Annotated in this window: 16 protein-coding genes and 6 pseudogenes; 16 read left to right on the forward strand and 6 right to left on the reverse strand. The window is 54.9% G+C overall.

The window, feature by feature from the left end; genetic code table 11:
• Positions 1-26: 26 nt before the first annotated feature.
• From lepA to acpS, 7 genes and pseudogenes are all read left to right on the forward strand, one after another.
• Complete coding sequence (lepA, locus tag HA45_RS15570) at positions 27-1,826, forward strand: translation elongation factor 4 (RefSeq protein WP_100701311.1); 1,800 nt, start codon at positions 27-29, stop codon at positions 1,824-1,826.
• A 9-nt stretch (positions 1,827-1,835) separates the two neighbouring features.
• Positions 1,836-2,807 carry a signal peptidase I gene (gene lepB / locus HA45_RS15575; RefSeq protein WP_100701310.1) on the forward strand — a complete coding sequence of 324 codons (972 nt, stop codon included), beginning with the start codon at positions 1,836-1,838 and terminating at the stop codon, positions 2,805-2,807.
• Positions 2,808-2,939: 132 nt separating this feature from the next.
• Positions 2,940-3,620 (forward strand): ribonuclease III, encoded by a 681-nt coding sequence (rnc, locus tag HA45_RS15580; protein WP_100701309.1) that lies wholly within the window; start codon positions 2,940-2,942, stop codon positions 3,618-3,620.
• Positions 3,621-3,673: 53 nt separating this feature from the next.
• Positions 3,674-4,575, forward strand: a pseudogene (gene era, locus HA45_RS15585) (GTPase Era).
• 3 nt (positions 4,576-4,578) lie between these two features.
• A complete protein-coding gene (recO, locus tag HA45_RS15590; protein ID WP_100701307.1) occupies positions 4,579-5,307 on the forward strand; it encodes a DNA repair protein RecO in 729 nt (242 codons plus the stop codon).
• Between the two features lie 70 nt (positions 5,308-5,377).
• A complete protein-coding gene (gene pdxJ / locus HA45_RS15595) occupies positions 5,378-6,109 on the forward strand; it encodes a pyridoxine 5'-phosphate synthase (protein ID WP_100701306.1) in 732 nt (243 codons plus the stop codon).
• Positions 6,109-6,489, forward strand: coding sequence for a holo-ACP synthase (acpS, locus tag HA45_RS15600; protein ID WP_034825626.1), 381 nt, complete (start codon positions 6,109-6,111; stop codon positions 6,487-6,489). Before pdxJ ends, acpS begins: the two co-directional genes overlap by 1 nt.
• Here the strand turns inward: acpS and HA45_RS15605 are convergent.
• Together HA45_RS15605 and HA45_RS15610 are read right to left on the reverse strand one after the other, a co-directional pair.
• Positions 6,486-6,734: a YfhL family 4Fe-4S dicluster ferredoxin gene (locus HA45_RS15605; RefSeq protein WP_100701376.1), complete on the reverse strand. Its 249-nt coding sequence runs from the start codon at positions 6,732-6,734 to the stop codon at positions 6,486-6,488. The two genes, acpS and HA45_RS15605, sit on opposite strands and share 4 nt — an antisense overlap.
• Positions 6,735-7,149: 415 nt before the next feature.
• Positions 7,150-7,987 (reverse strand): annotated as a pseudogene (locus HA45_RS15610) (MurR/RpiR family transcriptional regulator).
• 204 nt (positions 7,988-8,191) lie between these two features.
• Here HA45_RS15610 and yfhb point away from each other — a divergent pair.
• Both yfhb and tadA read left to right on the forward strand, forming a co-directional pair.
• Positions 8,192-8,829: pseudogene (gene yfhb / locus HA45_RS15615) on the forward strand (phosphatidylglycerophosphatase C).
• Positions 8,830-8,886: 57 nt separating this feature from the next.
• Positions 8,887-9,381, forward strand: a complete 495-nt coding sequence (tadA, locus tag HA45_RS15620) for a tRNA adenosine(34) deaminase TadA (RefSeq protein WP_097118618.1) — start codon at positions 8,887-8,889, stop codon at positions 9,379-9,381.
• On the opposite strand, the gene mltF is transcribed toward tadA, so the two are convergent.
• Positions 9,378-10,835: a membrane-bound lytic murein transglycosylase MltF gene (gene mltF / locus HA45_RS15625; RefSeq protein WP_100701302.1), complete on the reverse strand. Its 1,458-nt coding sequence runs from the start codon at positions 10,833-10,835 to the stop codon at positions 9,378-9,380. The two genes, tadA and mltF, sit on opposite strands and share 4 nt — an antisense overlap.
• Before the next feature lie 269 nt (positions 10,836-11,104).
• Here mltF and purL point away from each other — a divergent pair, with 269 nt between their 5' ends.
• The 5 genes and pseudogenes from purL (at position 11,105) to glnB (ending at position 19,450) form a co-directional block, all read left to right on the forward strand.
• A complete protein-coding gene (purL, locus tag HA45_RS15630) occupies positions 11,105-14,995 on the forward strand; it encodes a phosphoribosylformylglycinamidine synthase (RefSeq protein WP_100701301.1) in 3,891 nt (1,296 codons plus the stop codon).
• A 604-nt stretch (positions 14,996-15,599) separates the two neighbouring features.
• Positions 15,600-17,027 (forward strand): sensor histidine kinase, encoded by a 1,428-nt coding sequence (locus HA45_RS15635; protein ID WP_100701300.1) that lies wholly within the window; start codon positions 15,600-15,602, stop codon positions 17,025-17,027.
• A gap of 3 nt (positions 17,028-17,030) precedes the next feature.
• Positions 17,031-17,702 carry a two-component system QseEF-associated lipoprotein QseG gene (gene qseG / locus HA45_RS15640; protein WP_100701299.1) on the forward strand — a complete coding sequence of 224 codons (672 nt, stop codon included), beginning with the start codon at positions 17,031-17,033 and terminating at the stop codon, positions 17,700-17,702.
• 2 nt (positions 17,703-17,704) lie between these two features.
• A complete protein-coding gene (gene glrR / locus HA45_RS15645; protein WP_100701298.1) occupies positions 17,705-19,036 on the forward strand; it encodes a two-component system response regulator GlrR in 1,332 nt (443 codons plus the stop codon).
• Between the two features lie 76 nt (positions 19,037-19,112).
• Positions 19,113-19,450 (forward strand): annotated as a pseudogene (gene glnB, locus HA45_RS15650) (nitrogen regulatory protein P-II).
• A 48-nt stretch (positions 19,451-19,498) separates the two neighbouring features.
• Here glnB and hmpA read toward each other — a convergent pair.
• Together hmpA and HA45_RS27655 are read right to left on the reverse strand one after the other, a co-directional pair.
• Positions 19,499-20,683 (reverse strand): NO-inducible flavohemoprotein, encoded by a 1,185-nt coding sequence (gene hmpA / locus HA45_RS15655; protein WP_100701297.1) that lies wholly within the window; start codon positions 20,681-20,683, stop codon positions 19,499-19,501.
• 55 nt (positions 20,684-20,738) lie between these two features.
• Entirely contained in the window at positions 20,739-20,891 is a 153-nt protein-coding gene (locus tag HA45_RS27655) for a hypothetical protein (protein ID WP_211280910.1), read from the reverse strand.
• 130 nt (positions 20,892-21,021) lie between these two features.
• On the opposite strand from HA45_RS27655, the pseudogene glyA reads away from it, so the two are divergent.
• Both glyA and HA45_RS15665 read left to right on the forward strand, forming a co-directional pair.
• Positions 21,022-22,274: pseudogene (gene glyA / locus HA45_RS15660) on the forward strand (serine hydroxymethyltransferase).
• A gap of 200 nt (positions 22,275-22,474) precedes the next feature.
• Positions 22,475-23,610 (forward strand): annotated as a pseudogene (locus HA45_RS15665) (3-phenylpropionate MFS transporter).
• On the opposite strand, the gene csiE reads toward HA45_RS15665, so the two are convergent.
• On the reverse strand, positions 23,607-24,875 hold the full coding sequence (gene csiE, locus HA45_RS15670) for a stationary phase inducible protein CsiE (RefSeq protein ID WP_100701294.1): 1,269 nt from the start codon (positions 24,873-24,875) through the stop codon (positions 23,607-23,609). The pseudogene HA45_RS15665 and the gene csiE sit on opposite strands and share 4 nt — an antisense overlap.
• Positions 24,876-25,003: the final 128 nt, after the last annotated feature.

Raw genomic sequence — 25,003 nt, forward strand, 5'->3', positions numbered from 1 at the left:
TTTTTTACGTGAAGATATTCATATAAATGAAGCACATACGAAATTTCTCTGTCATCGCACACATTGACCACGGTAAATCAACGCTCTCTGACCGTTTGATTCAGATTTGTGGTGGCCTTAGCGATCGTGAGATGGCGGCGCAGGTTCTGGACTCCATGGATCTGGAGCGCGAGCGCGGCATTACAATTAAAGCGCAGAGCGTGACGCTCGATTACAAAGCGCTAGACGGTGAAACTTACCAGCTCAATTTTATCGATACTCCCGGCCACGTTGACTTCTCGTACGAAGTTTCCCGCTCACTGGCGGCATGTGAAGGAGCATTACTGGTGGTCGATGCAGGCCAGGGCGTTGAAGCTCAGACGCTGGCGAACTGCTACACCGCGATGGAAATGGATCTGGAAGTGGTACCGGTACTGAACAAAATCGACCTGCCTGCGGCCGATCCAGAGCGCGTGGCGGAAGAAATTGAAGACATCGTGGGTATCGATGCAACCGACGCGGTACGCTGCTCCGCCAAAACCGGCGTCGGCGTTCCTGAAGTACTGGAGCGTCTGGTGCGTGATATTCCGCCGCCAGTCGGGGATCCAGAAGGTCCGCTGCAAGCATTGATCATCGACTCATGGTTCGATAACTACCTTGGCGTGGTGTCGCTGATCCGTATTAAAAACGGCACGCTGCGCAAAGGCGACAAAGTTAAAGTCATGAGCACCGGTCAGACCTACAACGCTGACCGCCTGGGCATCTTCACGCCGAAACAGCTCGATCGTACTGAACTGAATTGCGGTGAAGTAGGCTGGCTGGTCTGTGCGATTAAAGACATCATGGGCGCGCCAGTAGGTGACACCCTGACGCTGCAGCGCAACCCGGCTGACAAAGTACTGCCCGGCTTTAAGAAAGTGAAGCCACAGGTTTACGCCGGTTTGTTCCCAATCAGCTCTGATGATTATGAAGCGTTCCGTGATGCGCTGGGCAAATTGAGCCTCAACGATGCGTCACTGTTCTATGAACCAGAAAGCTCAACCGCGCTGGGCTTCGGCTTCCGCATTGGCTTCCTGGGTCTGCTGCACATGGAGATCATTCAGGAGCGTCTGGAGCGTGAATACGATCTCGAACTGATCACCACCGCGCCGACAGTAGTCTATGAAGTGGTCACAACCAATGGCGAAACGGTGTATGTAGACAGCCCTTCTAAGCTGCCGCCACTCAACAACATTGAAGAGCTGCGCGAGCCGATCGCCGAGTGTCACATGCTGTTGCCGCAAGAGTACCTCGGTAACGTGATTACCCTGTGTATCGAAAAACGCGGTGTGCAGACCAACATGGTTTACCACGGCAAGCAGGTTGCGCTGACTTATGAAATTCCGATGGCAGAAGTGGTGCTCGACTTCTTCGACCGTTTAAAATCGACGTCTCGCGGCTATGCATCGCTGGATTATAACTTCAAACGTTTCCAAACCTCTGACATGGTGCGTGTCGACGTGATGATTAACTCAGAACGTGTTGATGCGCTGGCGCTGATTACCCACCGTGAAAACTCGCAGTATCGTGGCCGCGACCTCGTGGAGAAGATGAAAGAACTGATCCCGCGTCAGCAGTTCGATATCGCGATTCAGGCGGCAATCGGCAACCACATTATCGCTCGCTCAACGGTCAAGCAGCTGCGTAAAAACGTCATTGCAAAATGCTATGGCGGCGACGTTAGCCGTAAGAAAAAACTGTTGCAGAAGCAGAAAGACGGTAAGAAGCGAATGAAGCAGGTCGGCAACGTTGAGCTGCCGCAGGAAGCCTTCCTCGCCATTCTGCATGTCGGTAAAGACAGCAAATAAGGAACTTTAATGGCTAACATGTTTGCCCTGATTCTGGTGATCGCCACCCTGATAACCGGTGTTATCTGGTGTATCGATCGCTTCAAATGGGCTCCGGCGCGTCGTGCTAAGCAGGCAGCTGCACAAGCGCAGGCGGGTAACGCATTGGACGGCAAAACGCTGGCCAAAGTGGCGGCTCAGCCAGGTTGGGTAGAAACGGCCGCATCGGTTTTCCCGGTGCTGGCGGTGGTACTGATTGTACGCTCGTTTATTTTTGAGCCATTCCAGATTCCATCAGGCTCAATGATGCCAACGCTGCTGATTGGTGATTTCATCCTGGTGGAGAAGTTTGCGTACGGCATCAAAGATCCGATCACCCAAACCACGTTGATCCCAACCGGTCATCCGCAGCGCGGTGATGTGGCGGTGTTTAAATATCCTAAGGATCCGAGCGTTGATTACATTAAACGCGTCATCGGATTACCGGGCGATAAAGTGGTGTTTGATCCGTACAGTAAAACGCTGACCATCAATCCAGGCTGCGGTACCGGCAAATGCGACACTGCGTTGCCCGTCACCTACACCAATATTGAGCCAAGCAGCTTTATTCAGACCTTCAGTGGATTTGACGGCAATGAAACCGGTAACGGCTTCTTCCAGGCTCCGCAGGGTGAAACCATGAAGGGCGGTCTGCGTCTCGGCGCTCGTAAAGAGACCCTGGGTACCGTTACGCACGATATTCTTCTGGTAAACGAAGCGCAAAGCCAGGCAAGCATGTATTATCAGCAGCCGGGTCAGCCCCAATCCACATGGATTGTGCCGGAAGGCCAATATTTCATGATGGGTGATAACCGCGATAACAGCGCCGACAGCCGCTACTGGGGCTTTGTGCCTGAGAAGAATCTTGTCGGTAAAGCGGTGGCTATCTGGATGAGCTTTGATAAACAAGAAGGACAGTGGCCAACGGGCGTGCGCTTGAGTCGCATCGGCGGAATCCACTAATAACAGTGCCCACTGCGGTGGGCAACACGGTTGGCTTCTCTCGGGGGGCCACTGCACACTAAACAGAACGTGTTGGAAGTTCAGCCCTGTTTCGTATGCAGAGTTACAGACGCACAGAATAACTGGAATCGCATGAACCCCATCCTTATTAACAAGCTGCAGCGCAAACTGGGCTACACTTTTACTCATCCGGAACTACTGCAGCAAGCATTGACTCACCGCAGTGCCAGCAGTAAACACAATGAACGTCTTGAATTTCTTGGCGATTCCATTCTCAGCTATGTGATTGCCAATGCGCTTTATCACCGCTTCCCGCGTGTGGATGAAGGTGACATGAGCCGCATGCGCGCCACGTTGGTGCGGGGCAACACCCTGGCAGAGATGGCGCGGGAGTTTGAACTCGGCGAATGTTTACGTCTGGGACCGGGCGAGCTGAAGAGCGGCGGTTTCCGTCGTGAATCGATTCTCGCCGATACGGTAGAAGCGCTGATTGGCGGTATCTTCCTCGACAGCAATATTCAAACGGTTGAGAAGCTGATTCTCGATTGGTACCAAAATCGCCTCGATGAGATCAGCCCTGGCGATAAACAAAAAGATCCGAAAACGCGACTGCAGGAGTATCTGCAAGGACGTCATCTGCCGCTGCCATCCTATCTGGTGGTGCAGGTCCATGGCGAAGCGCACGATCAGGAATTCACCATTCACTGTCAGGTGAGTGGCATGGCAGATCCGGTGGTGGGCGTAGGTTCCAGCCGCCGTAAAGCAGAGCAAGCCGCCGCCGAACAGGCGTTAATCAAGCTTGGTCTCGAATAAATAAATAGTCATATCGCAGCGTCGACAGCGACGCTGCCCAAGTCAGGACTCGAATGAGCGAAATCGAAACACACAGCGGCTTTATCGCGATTGTCGGCCGACCAAACGTCGGCAAATCCACCTTACTGAACCAATTATTGGGGCAGAAAGTGTCGATCACCTCGCGTAAACCGCAAACCACGCGTCACCGCATCATGGGCATTCACACCGAAGGCGCTTATCAGGCGATCTACGTGGATACCCCAGGGCTGCACATGGAAGAAAAACGGGCGATTAACCGCCTGATGAACCGTGCTGCCAGCAGCTCAATTGGTGATGTAGAGCTGGTGATTTTGTCGTGGAAGGCACGCGCTGGACGCCAGACGACGAAATGGTGCTGAACAAGCTGCGTGACGGCACTGTGCCAGTGGTGTTGGCGATCAACAAAGTCGACAACATCCAGGATAAAAGCATTCTGCTGCCGCACCTGCAGTTCCTGAGCCAGCAGATGAACTTCCTTGAGATCGTGCCGATCTCTGCAGAAAACGGTAAGAACGTCGATGCCATTGCTGCTATCGCGCGTAAATGCCTGCCAAAATCTGACCACCACTTCCCGGAAGATTACATCACCGATCGTTCCCAGCGCTTTATGGCGTCTGAGATCATTCGTGAAAAACTGATGCGCTTCCTCGGTGCGGAACTGCCGTACTCTGTGACCGTGGAAATCGAACAGTTCGTCTCTAACGATCGCGGTGGTTATGACATTAACGGCCTGATCCTGGTCGAGCGCGAAGGGCAGAAGAAGATGGTGATTGGCAACAAAGGCGCCAAGATTAAAACCATCGGAATCGAAGCGCGCAGAGACATGGAAGAGATGTTTGAAGCCAAAGTGCATCTTGAACTGTGGGTTAAAGTGAAATCGGGTTGGGCGGACGATGAACGTGCGCTGCGCAGCCTGGGTTACACAGACGAATAATTGATGGAAGGCTGGCAACGCGCCTTTGTGCTGCATAGTCGCCCTTACAGCGAAACCAGCCTCCTCCTCGATCTGTTCAGCGAAAGCGAAGGGCGCGTCCGCGTCCTGGCCAAAGGCGCGCGCTCGCGCCGTTCGCATCTTAAAGGCGCACTACAACCCTTCACACCGCTGCTGGTGCGCTGGGGGGGACGTGGCGAAGTGAAAACGCTGCGCAGTGCCGAAGCGGTGTCGCTGGCACTCCCGCTCGGTGGCATCACGCTCTACTGCGGGCTGTACGTTAACGAACTGCTGTCTCGCGTGCTTGAGCAGGAAATTCCTTTCTCCGATCTCTTCTTTGATTATCTGAATTGCATCCAGATGCTGGCCGCAGGCAGCGGCACGCCTGAACCGGCGCTGCGTCGTTTTGAACTGGCGCTGCTGGGCCATTTGGGTTACGGCGTAGATTTTCTGCACTGCGCAGGCAGTGGCGAAGAGATCGATGACGGCATGACTTACAGCTACCGTGAAGAGAAGGGCTTTATCGCCAGTCTGGTGGTCAATCAACGCAGTTTTACCGGTCGCCAGTTGCGTGCACTGTGGGAACGCGAGTTTCCCGATGCCGACAGCCTGCGTGCGGCTAAACGCTTCACGCGCATGGCGCTTAAGCCTTATCTGGGCGGCAAACCGCTGAAGAGTCAGGAACTGTTTCGCCAGTTTGTGCCAAAAAAGAAGCCCGATGTGGCAAACGACTAGCGCTGGTCGTACCGCCTGATATTCTCAGCACGGTACACTGCAAAAACACTGAACCTATTTAAGGATTGTCATGGCTGAGTTGCTGTTAGGGGTCAACATTGACCACATCGCCACCGTACGTAACGCACGTGGCACGAATTATCCCGATCCAGTCCAGGCGGCGTTTGTTTCAGAACAGGCGGGCGCGGATGGCATCACTGTGCACCTGCGCGAAGATCGTCGCCATATCACCGATCGCGATGTGCGTATTCTGCGCGACACCATCCAGACGCGTATGAATCTGGAGATGGCGGTGACCGATGAGATGATCGACATTGCCTGCGACATCAAGCCGCATTTTGTGTGTCTGGTGCCGGAAAAGCGTCAGGAAGTGACCACTGAAGGTGGGTTGGATGTGGCGGGTCAGCAGGACAAAATCAACGCTGCCGTTGCGCTGTTAAATGACGCGGGCATTTTAGTGTCACTGTTTATTGATGCCGATCACCGCCAGATTGAAGCGGCCGTTGCCAGCGGCGCGCCCTACATTGAGATCCACACTGGCGCCTATGCGGAAGCACCGGAAGGGCTGGAGCGTGAAGCCGAATTGTCGCGTATTCGCAAAGCGGCCACCTTCGCGGCCAGCCTGGGCTTAAAGGTTAACGCCGGCCACGGTCTGACGTACCACAATGTGCAACCCATTGCGGCATTGCCAGAAATGCATGAACTGAACATTGGTCACGCCATTATTGGCCGCGCGCTGTTCAGTGGTTTGGCGGATGCGGTGTCAGAGATGAAGCAGCTGATGCGGGAAGCGCGTCGTTAATGGCGATTCTCGGACTCGGCAGTGACATCGTTGAAATCGAACGTATTGCTGGCGTGATTGAACGCTCTGGCGATCGTCTGGCTCGACGCGTATTGAGCGAAGCCGAGTGGCAGCAATATCAGGCGCACCAGCAACCGGTGCGCTTTCTTGCCAAACGTTTTGCGGTGAAAGAAGCGGCGGCCAAAGCCTTCGGCACCGGCATTCGCGGTGGCCTGGCGTTCAATCAATTCGAAGTGTACAACGATGCGCTCGGCAAACCGGGCTTACGCTTCTTCGAACAGGCAAAAGTGATTGCCAGCCAGCTGGGCGTAAAACATGTGCATGTCACGCTGGCCGATGAGCGTCACTATGCCTGCGCCACGGTGATCATCGAAGATTAAGGATGCAGCACCACGAACTTCTCCCACAGCGCTTCACGGGTTTCCGGGTGCTGTGGGTCAGAGATTATGGTGTTATCAATCGGGCAGACGCTCTGGCAGGTCGGCACATCATAATGACCCACGCACTCGGTGCAGCGGTCGACATCAATCTCATAGATCGCCTCACCTAAACGGATGGCCTGGTTCGGGCACTCAGGTTCGCACATATCGCAATTGATGCATTTCGCCGTAATAAGTAAAGCCATGATTGCCGCTAGCGTGGTAATGAAGGCGCGCACCATAGCATAAAACCCACGTCGGGATGCGCAGGGTTAGTTGCGCTGGATCAAACAAAGGATTGATTCAGCATACTGAAGCAAAATTCATCATCGCTGAGGTAGGAATTAGGAATATTCCGAGTTATCATTTTGTGCGGAAATTATCCGCAAATACGCTTGTCGTAAGCATTATGAAAAAAATTAACTCGTTGAAAGAAATGTTTATAAAGCAGCAATGTATTCATTGCGGAGTTGCGCGAGGGTGGCTGGCTCGTTGGCTCTCGGACGATGCCTCTTTATGCGATGAGTGTCTGCATAACCTGCAACACGCCAGCCGCCAGGCTTGTCGTCACGATCCTACGCAGCTCAATAAAAAGGCCGGATAACGGCCTTTTTTGCGCGCTTAGACCAGCTTTCTCACCAATTCTTCGCTATGACGAATGTGGCTCGATGCGCGTTCTGGATCGTGTTGCACCAGTGCCATAAACAGCAGATCAGTCAACGCCAGTTGTGCGCTGGTCGAAGAGATGGCCGCACTGCGCGTACTCTGCTCCTCTGCAACGGTGTACAAGCATATCGTTGAGCATTGCTGCAGTGAGTTAGGCGTAAATCCAGTAAACGACAGTACATCGACGCCAAGCTGCGCGGCTTCCTGCGCTGCCAGATTGATTTCGCGGCGCTCGCCGGTATAAGAGATGGCCAGCAGCACATCGCCCGGCGCCATCGCTTGCACGCTGGCCAGCAGAGCATGCATATCCTGCTCGGCCACGGCGTTAATGCCAATCTTCATCAGCTTCCATGAGAAGTCTTTTGCCACCAAACCCGACGCACCGATCCCGACCAGCAGAATCCGATTGGCATTTTTAAGCAATTGCAGCGTCTGCAGCAGTTTCTCTTCGCTGTTGATATCCAGCGTGGCGCGGATGGCGGAAATTTTCTCGGTCAGCAACTTCTCGCCGACCACTTTCAGCGGGTCGTCGCTGAGAATATGGTTGTGAACAGTGATGGCGTCGCGATCCGCCAGTGATTCGCTAAGTGCCAGTTTCAGCGCAGGAAATCCCTTATAGCCCAATTTCTGGGCAAACTTCACCACGCTCGACTGGCTGACGCCCGATTCCTCAGCCAGTTTTGTGAACTCAGATGCCGTGCCCGATCCGGCTGCGACAGCAAAAATCCGCCAGCCGACGCTCATTTAGCGCCAGTCGAGGGTAGAGCTGGCGAATTCGCAGCAATGAACTCATGTTCGATCCTTAATCCATCTAATCCCGCTTGAGCTTAGTCTCTTTTCGCACCGTCAGGTTTAGATGACAGCACGCCGACACAAAGAATAAACTATTCAGCTGGCATTGTGGCGATTGGAATTAAAAATGACCGCTTTCGCCCCCGGCGACGAAGCTGGCTACACTGTAGAGCAAGCCGTAGAAAGGAAAGATAAGGAGTGGAGTTTGACTAAGGGTACGCAACGCCGCGTGGTGTTTTCGATCTTGATGGCACGCTGCATCAGCAGGACATGTTTGGCACTTTTATGCGTTATCTGCTGCGACGTCAGCCGATCAACGTCCTGTTGGTGGTGCCGCTGTTGCCAGTGATTGGTTTGGGGATGCTGTTTAAAGGACGCGCCGCACGCTGGCCGATGAGCCTGCTGCTGTGGGCCATTACCTTTGGCCACAGTGAGTCGCGTTTGCGTCAACGCGAAGCGGAGTTCGCAATCTGGTTCCGTCAGCGTGTTACCGCCTTTCCGGTGGTGCAACAGCGACTGACCGATTATCTCAGCAGTGATGATGCTGACGTGTGGCTGATCACCGGTTCACCGCAATCGCTGGTGGAACAGGTGTATTTCGATTCAGCGTTCCTGCCGCGCGTACAACTGATTGCCAGCCAGATGCAGCCAGGTCATGGCGGACGAGTGCTGGCGATGCGCTGTCTCGGCCATGAAAAGGTGGCGCAGCTCGAAGAGAAGATTGGCACGCCGTTGCAACTTTACAGCGGTTACAGCGACAGCAAACAGGATAACCCGCTGTTGTTCTTCTGCCAGCATCGCTGGCGGGTGACACCGCGCGGTGAGCTGCAACAGCTGGAGTGAATCACGCGGCGATTCCGTCTATAATGCGCCGCCTTTTCAATCCGCAGGAGTTGCCCGGTGAACCCACAAACTGATGAATATTGGATGCGCCATGCGCTGGAGCTGGCGCGTCGCGCGTGGGAACAGGGCGAAGTGCCGGTGGGCGCGGTATTGGTGCAGGGCGACAAAGTGATCGGCGAAGGCTGGAATCGACCGATTGGCCAGTGCGATCCCACCGCCCATGCCGAAATCATGGCGCTGCGGCAGGGCGGTAAAATCCTCGAAAACTATCGCCTGCTCGACACCACCTTATATGTGACGCTGGAGCCCTGCGTGATGTGTGCCGGCGCAATGGTGCACAGCCGTATTACTCGCCTGGTGTATGGCGCAAAAGATGAGAAAACAGGCGCAGCGGGTTCACTCATGGATGTGATTGGTCATCCGGGCATGAATCATCAGATCCAGATTGATTGCGGTGTGCTGGCAGAAGAGTGCGCCGGGATGCTGAGTGATTTCTTCCGCATGCGCCGCGAGCAAAAGAAAGCGCTGCGTCAGGCGCAGCGCGAGGGTTAGTTCATCGCAATCTTCGGTTCGACCGCCGGGTAACCGGCGCCCAACTCCGCTTCCAGCGCTGACTGCTGCGCCAATCGCTTATCCTGCTCTTGCAGGTAACCCACCAGACTGATCTGATACTTACGGATATTCTCGACGTAGTTGTAAGCCTCATGACCACGCGCGTAGCCATAAGTGGTCTGCGCGTAGTAACGTTTTTGGCTTAGCATCGGCAGGCGTAACTTCACATCCGCCCAGCTGTCCGGGTTGCCGCCCTGTTTTGAGGTCAGCTTACGCACATCCAGCATATGCGCGTAGCCCATGTTATAGGCGGCGAGCGCGAACCAGATGCGTTCATCTTCTGGAATCGTCTCTGGCACCTTCTCCATCATCCGCTTCAGGTATTCACTGCCACCCCGGATGCTCTGCTCAGGATCAAGGCGATCGTTGACGTCGAGGCTGTCCGCAGTGTTACGCGTCAACATCATCATGCCACGCACGCCGGTGGGCGACGTAGCTTGCGGATTCCAGTGCGACTCCTGATAAGAAATCGCTGCCAGCAGGCGCCAGTCCATGCTCGCCGCGTATTTCTCAAACAGCGGTTTGATATCCGGCAGCGTGTTATCAATCGCGCGCAGGAAAGTGCGGGTGTCGACGTAATCAAAGGTGCCAACGTGGCCGAGATATTTTTCTTCCAGCCGCGCCATCGCGCCTTCTTCACCCATTTGGCTATAGAAGTCGAGCATCGCCGCATTCAGGCTGTCATCGTCATTACGCGGCAGATACCAGGTAACCGGCTCTTCATCGGTGATGTCGAACGCCACAGCCAGCTGCGGATGAATACGCTGTAACAGGCCGATGGTGACGGAATCGCCGACCGTGTAATCGAGTTTGCCATCGGCGACGGCTTCCAGCAGCGCTTTCTGCCCCTGATCGGTAGAAATCGCCCAATCGAGATCGGGATAGCTGTCAGCTTTAGCGGAACGTAAAGTTGACAGATATGCCGAACCGGACTGCACAATCAGGCGGCCTTTGAGATCGCCGAGGCTTTTCGGCCGAGGCTTATCGATGCGATACACCAGCTGTTGCGACACCGAGTAATAGCTTGGTCCACTTTGATAGTGGGCGAGGCGTTCACCGTTGTAGATCAGTCCTGCTGCCAGCAAATCGGCTTTACCATCATCAAGATCGTCAAACAAATCACCGAGATTCGGGCGTACCGTTACCTCGAGTTTGACGCCAAGATAATCGGCGAAGCGTTTCGCCAGCTCGTAATCCATACCGGCTGGTGCATTGTTGATGGTGTAGTAAGTCAGCGGGGAGTTGACGGTACTGATGCGCAGCACTCCACGTGATTTAATCTGTGATAACGCGTCTTTTCCGCCCCCGTACCAGGGGATGGAAGGCCACAGTGCCAGCGCAAGCAGCACTGTGATCAGACCGATCAACAGATAGTTTATTTTCAGGCGTTTCAAATAGTTGTCTCTTAATGGCTCACAGGCCTCTGTCTTTTTAAGGCAGTATTTGTGTTGTTTTTACTCCCAGAGCGAGGGGCATTTTGCGCAACAAAGCGGAGCAGGGCAACTTATATAGCAAGAATTGTGCAAAATTCATCCAAATGCTGAGTGCCAGATTTTATGCGCAAACGGTTTCGTAACCCGTGCTGTTTCTCTATAATACCGCCCGTTTTCCCTGTTGCGCCCAATGAAGCGTCGCCCGGCGCTTCAAAGACGAGAGATCTTTGATGATGGAAATTCTGCGTGGTTCGCCCGCTCTGTCGGCATTTCGTGTAAACAAACTGCTGACCCGCTTTCAGGACGCTCACCTGCCAGTGAGTGATATTTACGCCGAGTACGTCCATTTTGCCGATGTCAGTGCACCACTGAGTGCGGATGAGCACGCCCGCCTGCAACGTTTGCTGAAATACGGTCCTTCTCTCGCCGAGCACGCGCCACAAGGGCGTCTGTTGCTGGTGACGCCGCGTCCCGGCACCATTTCTCCGTGGTCATCAAAAGCCACTGATATTGCCCACAACTGCGATTTGCCGCAGGTTATCCGCCTCGAACGCGGTATGGCCTTCTATGTGCAGGCCCCGCAGCTGACTGAAGCGCAGTGGCAACAGCTGGCTAGCCTGCTGCATGACCGCATGATGGAAACCGTGTTCGGTGACCTCAATGATGCGCAGCAACTGTTCGCGCACCATGAGCCACAGCCGCTGAAAAGCGTGGATGTGCTGGGTGCCGGCCGCATTGCGCTGGAACAGGCCAACACCACGTTGGGTCTGGCGCTGGCCGATGACGAAATCGACTATCTGCTGGATGCGTTTACCAAGCTGGGTCGCAATCCAAACGACATCGAGCTGTATATGTTTGCTCAGGCAAACTCGGAGCACTGTCGTCATAAAATCTTCAACGCCGATTGGATCATCGACGGTGAAAAACAGCCGAAATCGCTGTTTAAAATGATTAAAAACACCTTCGAACATAATCCAGAGCACGTGCTGTCTGCTTATAAAGACAACGCTGCGGTAATGGAAGGTTCTGAGGTTGGCCGCTTCTACGCTGATGCGCAGAAGGGCGAATATGCCTTCCATCAGGAAGATGCGCATATCCTGATGAAAGTGGAAACCCACAACCACCCGACCGCGATTTCGCCATGGCCAGGTGCTGCGACCGGTTCCGGCGGTGAAATCCGTGATGAAGGCGCGACCGGACGTGGCGCGAAGCCAAAAGCCGGTCTGGTAGGCTTCTCAGTTTCTAACCTGCGTATTCCTGGTTTTGAACAGCCGTGGGAAGAGGATTTCGGTAAGCCGGATCGCATCGTTACCGCGCTGGATATCATGACCGAAGGCCCACTGGGCGGCGCGGCGTTCAACAACGAGTTTGGTCGTCCAGCATTGAACGGTTACTTCCGTACTTATGAAGAGCGCGTCAACAGCCATAATGGCTCAGAACTGCGTGGTTACCATAAGCCGATCATGCTGGCGGGCGGTATTGGTAACATCCGTGGTGACCATGTGCAGAAAGGTGAGATCGTCGTGGGTGCGAAACTGATCGTACTCGGCGGACCCGCCATGAACATCGGTTTGGGCGGCGGTGCAGCCTCTTCGATGGCGTCTGGCCAGTCTGATGCTGACCTTGATTTCGCATCGGTGCAGCGTGACAACCCAGAAATGGAACGCCGTTGCCAGGAAGTGATCGACCGTTGCTGGCAGCTGGGCGAAGCCAACCCGATTCTGTTCATCCATGATGTAGGTGCAGGCGGTCTGTCTAACGCGATGCCAGAACTGGTGAGCGATGGCGGCCGTGGCGGTAACTTCAACCTGCGCGACATCCTCAACGATGAGCCAGGCATGAGCCCGCTGGAAGTGTGGTGTAACGAATCTCAGGAACGCTATGTGTTAGCAGTGGCACCGGCTCAGCTGGCGCTGTTTGACGAGCTGTGCAAGCGTGAGCGCGCACCTTATGCGGTGATCGGTGAAGCCACCGAAGAGCTGCATCTGAACCTGGCGGATAGTCACTTCGATAACAATCCTATCGATATGCCGCTGGACGTGCTGTTGGGCAAAACGCCGAAGATGACGCGTGATGTTGCCACTCAGCAAGCTAAAGGCGATGCGCTGGTGCGTGACGGGATTACCGTGGCAGATGCCGTTAATCGCGTACTGCATCTGCCAACCGTGGCAGAGAAAACCTTCCTGATTACCATCGGTGACCGTTCGGTCACCGGCATGGTGGCGCGTGACCAAATGGTCGGCCCATGGCAGATCCCGGTGGCCAACTGTGCCGTGACCACTGCCAGCCTGGACAGCTATCACGGCGAAGCTTTCTCACTGGGTGAACGCGCGCCCGTGGCCTTGCTGGACTTCGCTGCATCGGGCCGTCTGGCCGTCGGTGAAGCGCTGACCAACCTGGCCGCCACCTCGATTGGTTCCCTGCAGCGCGTGAAGCTCTCAGCAAACTGGATGGCCGCAGCCGGTCACCCAGGCGAAGATGCTGGTTTGTATGCGGCAGTCAAAGCGGTTGGCGAAGAGCTGTGCCCGGCGCTGGGAATTACTATCCCGGTCGGCAAAGACTCGATGTCGATGAAAACTCGCTGGCAGCAGGGCACCGAAGAACGTGAGATGACCTCACCGCTTTCGCTGGTGATCACCGCGTTTGCACGCGTAGAAGATGTGCGTCGCACCGTGACCCCGCAGCTGCAGGCCGACCAGGATAACCTGCTGTTGCTGGTGGATCTGGGTAATGGCGCGAACACGCTGGGCGCAACTGCGCTGTCACAGGTTTATCGTCAGTTAGGCGATAAGCCAGCCGACGTGCGTGATGCATCTCAACTGGCGGGCTTCTTCAACGCCATTCAGGCGCTGGTGGCCGAGCAGAAACTGCTGGCTTACCATGACCGTTCCGATGGCGGATTGCTGGTGACGCTGGCAGAAATGGCCTTCACCGGCCATTGCGGTATCGAAGCGGATATCGCGGCACTGGGCAACGATGCGCTGGCTGCACTGTTCACCGAAGAGCTGGGTGCAGTGATCCAGATTAACGCGGCAGATCGTGCAGCCGTTGAGAAAGTGTTTGCCGACCATGGCCTGAGCAGCAACGTTCACGTGATTGGTCAGGCGTTGTCAGGCGATCGCTTTGTGATTCGTTCTGGCGACAGCGTGGTGTACAGCGAAAGCCGTAACACACTGCGTACCTGGTGGGCAGAAACCACCTGGCAGATGCAGCGTCTGCGCGATAACCCAGCTTGTGCCGATCAGGAACACGAAGCGAAGAAAAACGACAACGATCCTGGCCTGAATGTGCATCTGACTTTCAAGCCGGAAGAAGACGTTGCCGCCCCAATGATCGCCACTGGCGCGCGTCCACGTGTTGCCGTACTGCGCGAGCAGGGCGTGAACTCCCACGTTGAGATGGCCGCTGCCTTCCATCGTGCTGGCTTCACCGCGGTTGACGTGCACATGAGTGATCTGCTGGCAGGCCGCCGTGGTCTGGAAGAGTTCCAGGCGCTGGTAGCGTGCGGTGGCTTCTCTTACGGTGACGTTCTTGGCGCTGGTGAAGGTTGGGCGAAGTCGATTCTGTTCAACGGCCGCGTGCGTGACGAGTTCGAAAACTTCTTCCACCGTCCACAGACGCTGGCGCTGGGCGTGTGTAACGGTTGCCAGATGATGTCGAACCTGCGTGAGTTGATTCCAGGTAGCGAACTTTGGCCGCGCTTCGTCCGTAACCAGTCTGAGCGCTTTGAAGCGCGTTTCAGCCTCGTTGAAGTGGCTGCCAGCCCGTCACTGTTGCTGGACGGCATGGCCGGTTCTCACATGCCAATCGCTGTTTCGCACGGTGAAGGTTTTGTGGAAGTGCGTGATGGCACGCACCTGGCTCAGCTGGAAAGCAAAGGCCTGGTGGCACTGCGCTTCGTGGATAACTTCGGTAAAGTCACTGAGAGCTACCCGGCGAACCCGAACGGTTCACCGAACGGTATCACTGCAGTCACCAACGAAAGTGGCCGCGTAACGATCATGATGCCGCACCCAGAACGCGTGTTCCGCACCGTGAGCAACTCGTGGCATCCGGCAGAGTGGGGCGAGGATAGCCCATGGATGCGTATCTTCCGCAACGCACGTAAGCAGCTGGGTTAAGTTTATCCAACAGCATGAGAGGTCGCCGCAGGGCGACCTTTTTTTGGACGGTTCATCCTGGAATCTGCTGTTACCGGCGTCTCACCCATGCCGTGTCGGAGATCGGCGACAAAAGCGCATTCTAAGTGTCTCCAAATGGTGACATTTAACTCATTGATTATAAAAGCCTGTAATTTTCGCTGAGTAACGCGTTGCTAATTAGCGACACTTTCATCAGACCAGCCGGTCCGCTTTTTCATAAAAAACTGCGTCACGCCTCGCATTACTCTGATTATTCATGCTATTTCATTTCTGGCACGATTGTTGCTATACTTACAACGTTGCTCATTCACCTGTCTATGATTGCCCCGCACTGCGGTTGAGCTCATAAAATTCGAATGACGCACCAAACGGAGCCTGCCGTCCACCCAACCGATAATCGCTTGCTTTGCAACGTTATCAAGCATCGGACGCAACGTTGAGTTAGGCTCCACCTATTTTGCAAGCGATGCCGCGGCGTCGCTCTCACGGCAGCCCAAAAGGGCTGCCGTTTTCCTTTCTGTACTTTCTTCCTATTTGATACTTCGTTAGCATGCCAGCAGCTCACATTTAAGGAAGTGCGGTAGTGAAGAGATGGCGTCTGTTTCCCCGATCCCTGCGGCAATTGGTATTAATGGCATTCTTGCTGGTGCTACTGCCGCTACTGGTGCTGGCCTGGCAAGCCTGGGAAAGCCTTTCCGCACTGAGCGATCAGGCGGCGGATACGAACCGCAATACCTTTACCGATGTGCGCCGCAGCGAAGCCATGGCGCGCACCGCGATCGAGCTTGAACGCAGTTATCGTCAATATTGCGTGTTGGGTGATGCTTCACTGCAAAAGTTGTATCAGACACAGTGGACGCGTTATGGCCAAATGCTCACCAGCCACGCCGCCAGTTTACCGGACCTCCCATCATTTAAAGCGCTGCAGGATACCTTGCCGCAGCTCGCCAGCGTGCAGTGCGACAACGGTAATCCCGTCACCAAAGCCGCTACCGCACTCGAACATTTTTCTGATGCCAACGCGCAGATGGTGCAGGCGACGCGAGAAGTGGTGTTTTCGCGCGGTCTGCAGCTGCAACGTGAAATTGCCGATCGCGGCCAGTTTTTTGGCTGGCAGGCGCTGATTCTGTTCCTGATCAGTCTGGCGTTAGTGTTGCTGTTTACCGGCATGATTATCGGTCCGGTAAAACGCGTAGAGCGCATGATTAACCGCCTTGGACAGGGCAAAGCGCTCGGTGATAGCGTGAGTTTTCGTGGGCCGCGTGAAATTCGCTCGCTGGGTCAGCGCATCGTGTGGCTCAGCGAGCGGCTAAGCTGGCTGGAAGCGCAGCGTCATGAGTTTCTGCGCCATCTCTCGCACGAACTGAAAACTCCGCTTGCCAGCTTGCGCGAAGGCACCGAGTTATTGGCCGATCAGGTGGCCGGGCCGTTGAATGCAGAGCAGCAAGAGGTGGTGGCGATCCTCGATACCAGCAGCCGCCATTTGCAGCGGTTAATTGAACAGCTGCTGGATTACAACCGTAAGCTGGCGGATGGCCCACTGGCGCTGGAGCCGGTGGCGTTGCGTGACATCATTGATTCGGTGGTGAAAGTCCATTCACTGCCAGCCAGTGCGCGTCAGATGACAACGCATATCGATTTGCAGGTGGTGCATTGCCTGGCCGAGGCGACACTGCTGCAAAGGGTCATCGACAACCTCTATTCGAACGCCGTGAACTACGGCAGCGAATCCGGTAACATCTGGCTGCAGAGCCAGCAGAAAGGCAACCAGGTGTGGATTGAGGTGGCTAACACCGGCACACCGATTCCGGCTGAAGAGCAGGCGATGATCTTTGAGCCCTTTTATCAGGGCAGCCAACAGCGCAAAGGGCCGGTTAAAGGCAGCGGACTGGGTTTAAGCATCGCCAAAGATTGTCTGCGCAGGATGCAGGGCGATTTGCAATTGGTAACGCGCAAGGATGCGGATGTCTGTTTTCGAATCATTTTGACGACCAGTGCCGGGAATGCCTGATTAATGAAACTCTCCCTGATTAAACTTTTTAGCTGCGCGTTAATGGCGTTCGGGCTCAGCGCCTGTCAGACGCCGTCAACGAGCAGTACGTTACACGATGGCACTCCGCTTTCCGAACCAGACGTGCGGCTGCCGGATTATCTGGCAACCGACTGTCAGAATGTGTGGAAAATTGAAACGCCTGCAGCGATGAATAATCCACTTTACTGGCAGCGGGCTATCGATTGCGGCGAGCGTTTATCGCCGGCGGAAGCTCGGGCAGAGGCCCGTCGCTGGCCGGTACAAGGTTGGGCGCGCGCCTTCAAACAAGGCATTCTGTTGTCGAATGGCAATGTTACGCCATTTGAACGCCGCCAGTTTGTGGAGACACTCGAGGGTTACAGTGCGTCCTATCCGGCCACCGTGCGCCCGTTGTTAATGCTGTGGCGCAGTAACCAGACGGCGCTGCTGGCATTAAGCGGCGAACGAAGCCGCTATGCGGCACTCCAGCAGAGCAATGACGCTGAGATGGACAGTCTGCGCCAGCAGCAGACCAAATTGCGCCAGTCTCTTGAAGATACCCAGCGCAAGCTCGAGCGCTTAACCGACATCGAACGCCAGCTGTCATCGCGTAAACCGGTGGACAGCAGCGATGCGTCACACGGTGCCAGTGATGCACAAAGTGAGGATCAGTAACCATGAAACAGTCCGCACGTTTATTGCTGGTGGATGACGATCCTGGCCTGCTGAAACTGCTCGGCATGCGCTTAAGCAGCGAAGGATTCCAGGTCACCACGGCGGAAAGTGGTCCAGACGCGCTGAGGCAATTGCAGAAAGAGAAAGTTGATCTGGTGATCAGCGATCTGCGCATGGATGAAATGGACGGGCTGGCGTTATTTGGTGAGATCCAAAAGCGTCATGCCGGATTGCCGGTGATCATTCTCACCGCGCACGGTTCCATTCCCGAAGCGGTTGCCGCCACGCAGCAGGGTGTTTTTAGCTTTCTCACCAAGCCGGTGGATCGTGATGCGTTGTACAAAGCGATTGATGAAGCCCTGGCGCAGCGTGCGCCGGTGAGTGATGACACCTGGCGAGAAGCGGTGGTGACACGCAATCCACTGATGCTGCGATTGCTGGATCAATCGCATATGGTGGCGCAATCAGACGTCAGCGTGTTGATTAACGGCCAAAGCGGCACCGGTAAAGAGGTGCTGGCCCAGGCGATTCATGCCGCCAGCCCACGTGCAACCAAACCGTTTATCGCCATTAACTGTGGGGCGCTTCCGGAGCAACTGCTGGAGTCGGAACTCTTTGGTCATGCCAAAGGCGCTTTCACCGGGGCGGTCAGTGCCCGTGAAGGACTGTTCCAGGCAGCGGAGGGCGGCACGCTGTTTCTTGATGAAATTGGTGATATGCCGCAGGCGCTTCAGGTCAAGCTATTACGTGTGCTGCAGGAGCGCAAAGTACGTCCGCTCGGTAGTAACCGGGATGTGGATATTAATGTGCGTATTATCTCCGCCACCCATCGCGATCTGCCCAAAGCGATGGAGAAGAAGAGTTTCCGCGAAGATCTCTACTATCGTCTCAACGTGGTGAACCTGAAAATCCCGGCACTGCATGAACGTGCGGAAGACATCCCGCTGCTGGCTAACCATCTTTTGCGCCAGTCGGCTGAACGGCATAAGCCGTTTGTGCGCAGCTTCTCGATCGACGCCATGAAGCGCTTGGTGGGCGCCAGCTGGCCTGGCAACGTGCGTCAGTTGGTCAACGTGATTGAGCAGTGTGTGGCGCTCAGCACTTCCCCGGTGATTAGCGATGCGCTGGTTGAACAGGCGCTGGCGGGCGAAAATACCGCACTGCCGACGTTTGTGGAGGCGCGTAATCAGTTTGAGCTGAACTATCTGCGCAAGCTGCTGCAAATGACCAAGGGAAATGTCACCAACGCCGCGCGTCTGGCTGGACGTAACCGTACTGAATTCTATAAGCTGCTATCACGCCATGAGCTGGACGCCAGTGAATTTAAAGAGTAGCTTGCTGCGGCAGCGTCAGGAACACATATACTAACGGTATCCGTCCATCATGGAGGGAGTGAAAAAAGGATCTGTCATGAAAAAGATCGATGCAATTATTAAACCATTCAAACTCGATGATGTACGCGAAGCGTTAGCTGAAGTCGGCATCACCGGGATGACGGTCAGTGAAGTGAAGGGCTTTGGTCGTCAGAAAGGCCACACTGAGCTGTATCGTGGCGCAGAGTACATGGTCGATTTTCTGCCAAAAGTGAAAATCGAAATGGTAGTGGGTGATGATATTGTGGATACCTGCGTAGAAACCATCATGAAACTGCGCAGACCGGTAAAATCGGCGACGGCAAAATCTTCGTTTTCGATGTGGCGCGCGTTGTGCGTATTCGTACCGGAGAAGAAGACGAAGAGGCGATCTAAGCCCCCTCGTCAGCCCGATAAAAGCCTGCATTGCGCAGGCTTTTGTGTTTATAGCACTTTGTGTGGGCCAAAGACTTCGTAGTGAATACGGTCGGCACTGACACCGGCATCAAGCAGCTGACGTGCAACGAACTGCATAAACGGCAGTGGGCCGCACAGCCAGAATTGGCGATCGTTCTGGCCCAGCTGGCTGGAGACGCTGGCCAGATCCATCAAGCCCTGCGCATCATAGCGACCTGCGTCATTCTCCTCCGGCTGGCGATACCAGATATGGCTGGAGAAATCAGGCAGGCGCGCACCGACTGCTTTCACTTCGTCTGCAAAGGCATGCTGTGAACCGCATTCCGCCGCATGCAGCCAATTGACGGCTCCCGCATGTTGCTGTTCGGCCAAGGTGGCTAACATCGCCAGCATCGGCGTTTGCCCAACTCCGGCAGAAATCAGTGTGATCGGCGCTGTCGCTTCAGTCTGCAGAGCGAAATCACCCGCCGGAGCCGCACATTGCACAATATCGCCGACCCTGGCATGAGCATGCAGCCAGCCGGAAACGCTGCCGTGTTCCTCGCACTTCACCGCAATGCGATAGGATTGACCGTTGGGTAAGTGGGTCAGCGAATATTGGCGATGCTGGATGTTCTCGTTACCTTCAGGCCGCAGACTGACCGCCAGATATTGTCCGGGCAGAAATTCCGCGACGGGCTGGCCATCGTTGGGCACCAGCTCAAAGCTTTTGATCACTGAGCTTTCGTGGTTAATGGCGCGGATACGGAAGTCACGCGCGCCACGCCAGCCGCCGACTTTCTCCTCTGAAGCGCAATAAATCGCCTCTTCACGCTGGATAAATACATCGGCTAGCACGCCGTACGCTTTGCCCCACGCCTGCAAGACCTCATCGCCGGGATTCAGTAGCTCTTCGATGGTCGCCAGCAGCGTTTCGCCCACCACCGCATATTGCGCCGGCTGAATATTCAGGCTGGTGTGCTTCTGCGCAATCTTTTCAACCGCCGGTAACAACACCGCCAGATTCTCCAAATTGCTGCCATACGCCACAACGGCATTGAACAGCGCTTCTCGCTGATTGCCGCTGCGCTGATTATTCATATTGAAAACGTTTTTCAGCTCCGGATGTTGCGTTAACAAACGCTGATAGAAATGGCCAGTGAGTTGCGGGCCAAGCTGAGCAATAGCGGGTAAGGAGGATTTAACGGTAGCGATAGTCTGTGCATCAAGCATGGTGAATTCCTTATGATGACTTTAAATATGTATTTTAAATGCATCTTATGATCGTTCATCCTGCCTGTAAATCCCCTGTTTTGTTTACGGACAAAGCAAGAAAGGTGGAAGCTGGGCCACAAACCTGAAAAATTTTCCACTTCCGGTTGAGCAAATATCCTGATTTCCAGGCGGGCATAAAACCGTAAAAAACCCGTTCCAGCGCCATGCCAATCGTTTGCGTAAAAAGAGGGTATTGACGCTACCGTCACCTGACAAAACCGTTTACACTGTTGGCCTTCGCCCCTTGCCGGGGCCTAAACTGCCGTTAAAAAAGTTAGCTAGTCAGGAGATGCCGGATGTTAAAGCGTGATATGAACATTGCCGATTATGATGCCGAGTTGTGGCAGGCTATGGAGCAAGAAAAGGTGCGTCAGGAAGAGCACATTGAACTGATTGCTTCTGAAAACTACACCAGCCCACGCGTAATGCAGGCGCAAGGTTCACAGCTCACCAACAAATATGCTGAAGGGTATCCGGGCAAACGCTACTACGGCGGATGTGAATACGTTGATATCGTTGAGCAGCTGGCGATTGACCGCGCGAAAGCGTTGTTCGGCGCAGACTTTGCCAACGTGCAGCCGCACTCAGGTTCCCAGGCTAACTTCGCGGTGTACACTGCGCTGCTGCAGCCGGGCGACACCATCCTTGGGATGAACCTGGCACACGGTGGTCACTTGACCCACGGTTCTCCGGTTAACCTGTCAGGCAAACTGTATAACGTTATCCCTTACGGCATCGATGAAACGGGCAAAATCAACTACGACGAATTGGCTGAGCTGGCAAAAACGCATAAGCCAAAAATGATAGTCGGTGGTTTCTCTGCTTATTCTGGCATCTGTGACTGGGCTAAAATGCGTGAAATCGCGGATAGCGTTGGCGCTTATCTGTTCGTTGACATGGCGCACGTTGCCGGTCTGATCGCAGCAGACGTCTACCCGAACCCGGTGCCACATGCTCACATCGTGACTTCAACCACCCACAAAACCCTGGCGGGTCCTCGTGGTGGTCTGATTCTGGCGAAGAACGGTGACGAAGACCTGTACAAAAACTGAACTCCGCGGTGTTCCCGGGTGGTCAGGGTGGCCCGCTGATGCACGTGATCGCAGGTAAAGCGGTAGCGTTTAAAGAAGCGATGGAGCCAGAGTTCAAGACTTACCAGCAGCAAGTGGCTAAGAACGCGAAGGCGATGGTTGAAGTGCTGCTGGAGCGTGGCTACAACATCGTTTCCGGTGGAACTTATAACCACCTGTTCCTGATTGACCTGGTGAGCAAAAACCTGACCGGTAAAGAAGCGGATGCCGCGTTGGGCCGTGCCAACATCACTGTGAACAAAAACAGCGTACCAAACGATCCGAAGAGCCCATTTGTGACCTCTGGTGTGCGTATCGGTACCCCAGCAGTGACGCGTCGTGGCTTTAAAGAAGCTGACGTGCGTGAACTGGCTGGCTGGATTGCTGACGTGCTGGACAACATCAACGACGAAGCGACCATTGAACGCACCAAGCAGAAAGTCCTCGATATTTGTACTCGTCTGCCTGTGTATGCCTGATTGAGTTCAAGTCTGATTAAGTCTGAAGGGATGGCGTAAGCCGTCCCTTTTTTATGCACGCGATTTCCCGCACCTCAGATGCGAAGCCTGTCGCATTCAAATAATTTACCACGACCTTTCATTTCACTTTTGCTCAAGCCTCTGACAAAGTAGCGGCCCAACGGGCTGCGGGCGCAGTCGACATGTCTGCGGGAGGCAAAATGACCATCGGATCGGCCAGATGGCTGGGACTCAGCTACTTCACCTACTTCTTCTGTTACGGCATTTACTTACCTTTTTGGAGCGTCTGGCTCAAAGGCATCGGTCTGGATGCAGAACAAATCGGCTTGCTGCTGGGCTGCGGCATGGTGGCGCGTTTTGTCGGCAGTTTATTGATTGCCTCACAGGTCAGAAACCCATCCCAGCTTATCCTGGCTCTGCGCTTACTGGCGTTGATGACCTGCCTGTTTGCTATCGGCTTCTGGTTTGGAGGCCAGTGGTTATGGCTGCTACTGGTGATGGTGGGCTTTAATCTGTTCTTCTCGCCGCTGGTGCCGCTCAGTGATGCGCTGGCCGCCACCTGGACACAGCAAATTGGTTTGGCCTATGGCCCGGTGCGTTTGTGGGGCTCGCTGGCATTTGTCATCAGTTCTGCGTTGACCGGGATGCTGGTCAGCGCCTGGTCATCGCAGGCGATTCTGGTATTACTTAGCGCCGGCGTACTGGCGATGTTGTCAGGTATGATGCTGCCGCCGAAAACCCGACCACAAGGCGATGCACGGCAGGGTGCCAGTGGCGGGTGGTCAGCGTGGCGCGATCTGCTGCGTGAAAACGCCGTCTGGCGGTTTATGTTGTGCGTAACGTTAATGCAGGGTGCGCACGCGGCTTACTACAGCTTCAGTGCTATCTGGTGGCAAGAGGCAGGCTATTCCGCCACGGTCATTGGTTATTTGTGGTCACTGGGTGTGGTGGCAGAGATCGTGGTTTTGCTCTGAGTCATCGATTATTCCGGCGCTGGACTGCACGCGATTTGCTGCTGCTCTCCTGCGTTTGTGCCTTGGTGCGCTGGGTGATGCTCGGTTCCAGCACCGCGCTCCCGCTGTTGATCGCCGCGCAAATCCTGCACTGCGGCAGCTTCACTGTGTGCCATTTGGCGGCGATGCGCTTTATTGCCGCGCGTAAGGGCGCTGAAGTGATCCGCCTGCAATCGCTCTACTCGGCGCTGGCGATGGGGGGCGGTATTGCCATCATGACGATGATCTGCGGCGTACTGTTTACCCATCTACAAGGTCATCTGTTCTGGGTAATGGCATTGGTGGCGCTTCCGGCCCTGTTTCTTCGTCCGCGCGCCGCTTAGGCTTCCAAAAGTTGGCGAATACGCTGCTGCTGGTGATAACTCAGCGGCAGCTCAGCATGGATCAGCGGCGGTGAAAACAGCGGTAAAGACGTGGCGTAAGGCGTGATCACCAGCGCTACGTCACGCGGTGCGCCTTCACGTTGAAAATGCAGCATATCCTGATAGGTGATATTGATCGGCAGCAGCGTCATCTCGCGGATCTGCTGTTCCAGCAACTGCTCCATCGCCGCATCCGCACCGGTCAATAACAGCACCTGCTTTTCCTGTAGCGCACTCTCCTGCATCAGCCAGGCACCGAACAACACGGCGACCAAACTCACTTCTTCGGCACTAAACTGCGTACCAAAATCACTGCTGAAGTGATGCAGGGCCCGCTCGGTGGTGCGCAGCAGTCTGGGATAAAGCCGTGCCACATCCAGCGCTACGCTGTTATCGATGCCAATGGCAAAATGGCTGCGATCCAGTGCCTGCGCCAGATGCGTAAACAGCTGTAGCTTCAGTTCCTGCTGATTTTTGATGCGGGTCTGCGCCAGTTGCTCAAAGCGGGCAATCAGCGCTTCCACCGCCGCCATTAATTTCTGCGCCTGGCTATCGCTAATAAGATTGCCGTCAGGCGCATGAATCAGGCTGAACAACAGCGTCCAGAAGTCGGTCTCACTGGCATCAGGTACTAAATGACAGCGTTTTTGCCAGTGATGAATCACATCATCCGCTGCGCCACGTTCGACTTTTTCAGCCAGCCATACGCGTTGAGCGGGGCTGAACATGGCATTTTGTCGTTGGCACAGCGAATACTTCATGAAAATTTGCAGGAACAGCCGATCGCGCGGGCTGAAGTTGCGCGCCAGGCGCAGACTGCAGTGCTGTATCAGCGCCTGCAGATTGGTCTCATCCCACAGCGCTTTCTCAATATTGAGCACTTTCAGACGCTGACGCAGCACCGGGGCAAAATGTTCGCAGACGAAATCCTGCGACAAGCGCAGCGCGCGTCGCAACCAATGAAGCAGGCAGAGCCGTCTATCCAGTTCCGTGCCATGAATGCGTAAGCTGCCATCTACCATCTGGTGTAGCTCCAGTTGATGGTAGCGCTGTATCTCATCACCGACATCCGCGATATCCTGTCGGGAAACGACAGGCTCTACACCGTTCAGCTGGCAGAGTTTTTCAAGCGTTAATGCGGGAGCAGGCAGATACAGCAGCAATAGCAGATGGCAACGACGCTGGGCGCGGCTGAAGAGTGGTGCAGATGAAGGTGCAGAACTCATCAATCGTATTATCCGCAGGTCATTTTTGAGCTAAGAATAGCTAACTCCACGCGGTAACCCTGCACTTTGTCGTGACTTTTGCTCAGAGCTTTTAGGCGGGTCACAGTTTTTCTGGACCAGTATAATCT

It is taken from the genome of Pantoea rodasii (assembly GCF_002095465.1).
Classification (GTDB): domain Bacteria; phylum Pseudomonadota; class Gammaproteobacteria; order Enterobacterales; family Enterobacteriaceae; genus Pantoea; species Pantoea rodasii.

Bases quoted from the DNA above. Each gene is read 5' to 3' on its own strand.
- lepA (WP_100701311.1), top strand. From the start codon at position 27: ATGAAGCACATACGAAATTTCTCTGTCATCGCACACATTGACCACGGT.
- purL (WP_100701301.1), top strand. From the start codon at position 11,105: ATGATGGAAATTCTGCGTGGTTCGCCCGCTCTGTCGGCATTTCGTGTA.
- qseG (WP_100701299.1), top strand. From the start codon at position 17,031: ATGAAACTCTCCCTGATTAAACTTTTTAGCTGCGCGTTAATGGCGTTC.
- recO (WP_100701307.1), top strand. From the start codon at position 4,579: ATGGAAGGCTGGCAACGCGCCTTTGTGCTGCATAGTCGCCCTTACAGC.
- HA45_RS15605 (WP_100701376.1), bottom strand. From the start codon at position 6,734: ATGGCTTTACTTATTACGGCGAAATGCATCAATTGCGATATGTGCGAA.
- lepB (WP_100701310.1), top strand. From the start codon at position 1,836: ATGGCTAACATGTTTGCCCTGATTCTGGTGATCGCCACCCTGATAACC.
- csiE (WP_100701294.1), bottom strand. From the start codon at position 24,875: ATGAGTTCTGCACCTTCATCTGCACCACTCTTCAGCCGCGCCCAGCGT.
- HA45_RS27655 (WP_211280910.1), bottom strand. From the start codon at position 20,891: ATGGCGCTGGAACGGGTTTTTTACGGTTTTATGCCCGCCTGGAAATCA.
- pdxJ (WP_100701306.1), top strand. From the start codon at position 5,378: ATGGCTGAGTTGCTGTTAGGGGTCAACATTGACCACATCGCCACCGTA.
- rnc (WP_100701309.1), top strand. From the start codon at position 2,940: ATGAACCCCATCCTTATTAACAAGCTGCAGCGCAAACTGGGCTACACT.
- acpS (WP_034825626.1), top strand. From the start codon at position 6,109: ATGGCGATTCTCGGACTCGGCAGTGACATCGTTGAAATCGAACGTATT.
- hmpA (WP_100701297.1), bottom strand. From the start codon at position 20,683: ATGCTTGATGCACAGACTATCGCTACCGTTAAATCCTCCTTACCCGCT.
- glrR (WP_100701298.1), top strand. From the start codon at position 17,705: ATGAAACAGTCCGCACGTTTATTGCTGGTGGATGACGATCCTGGCCTG.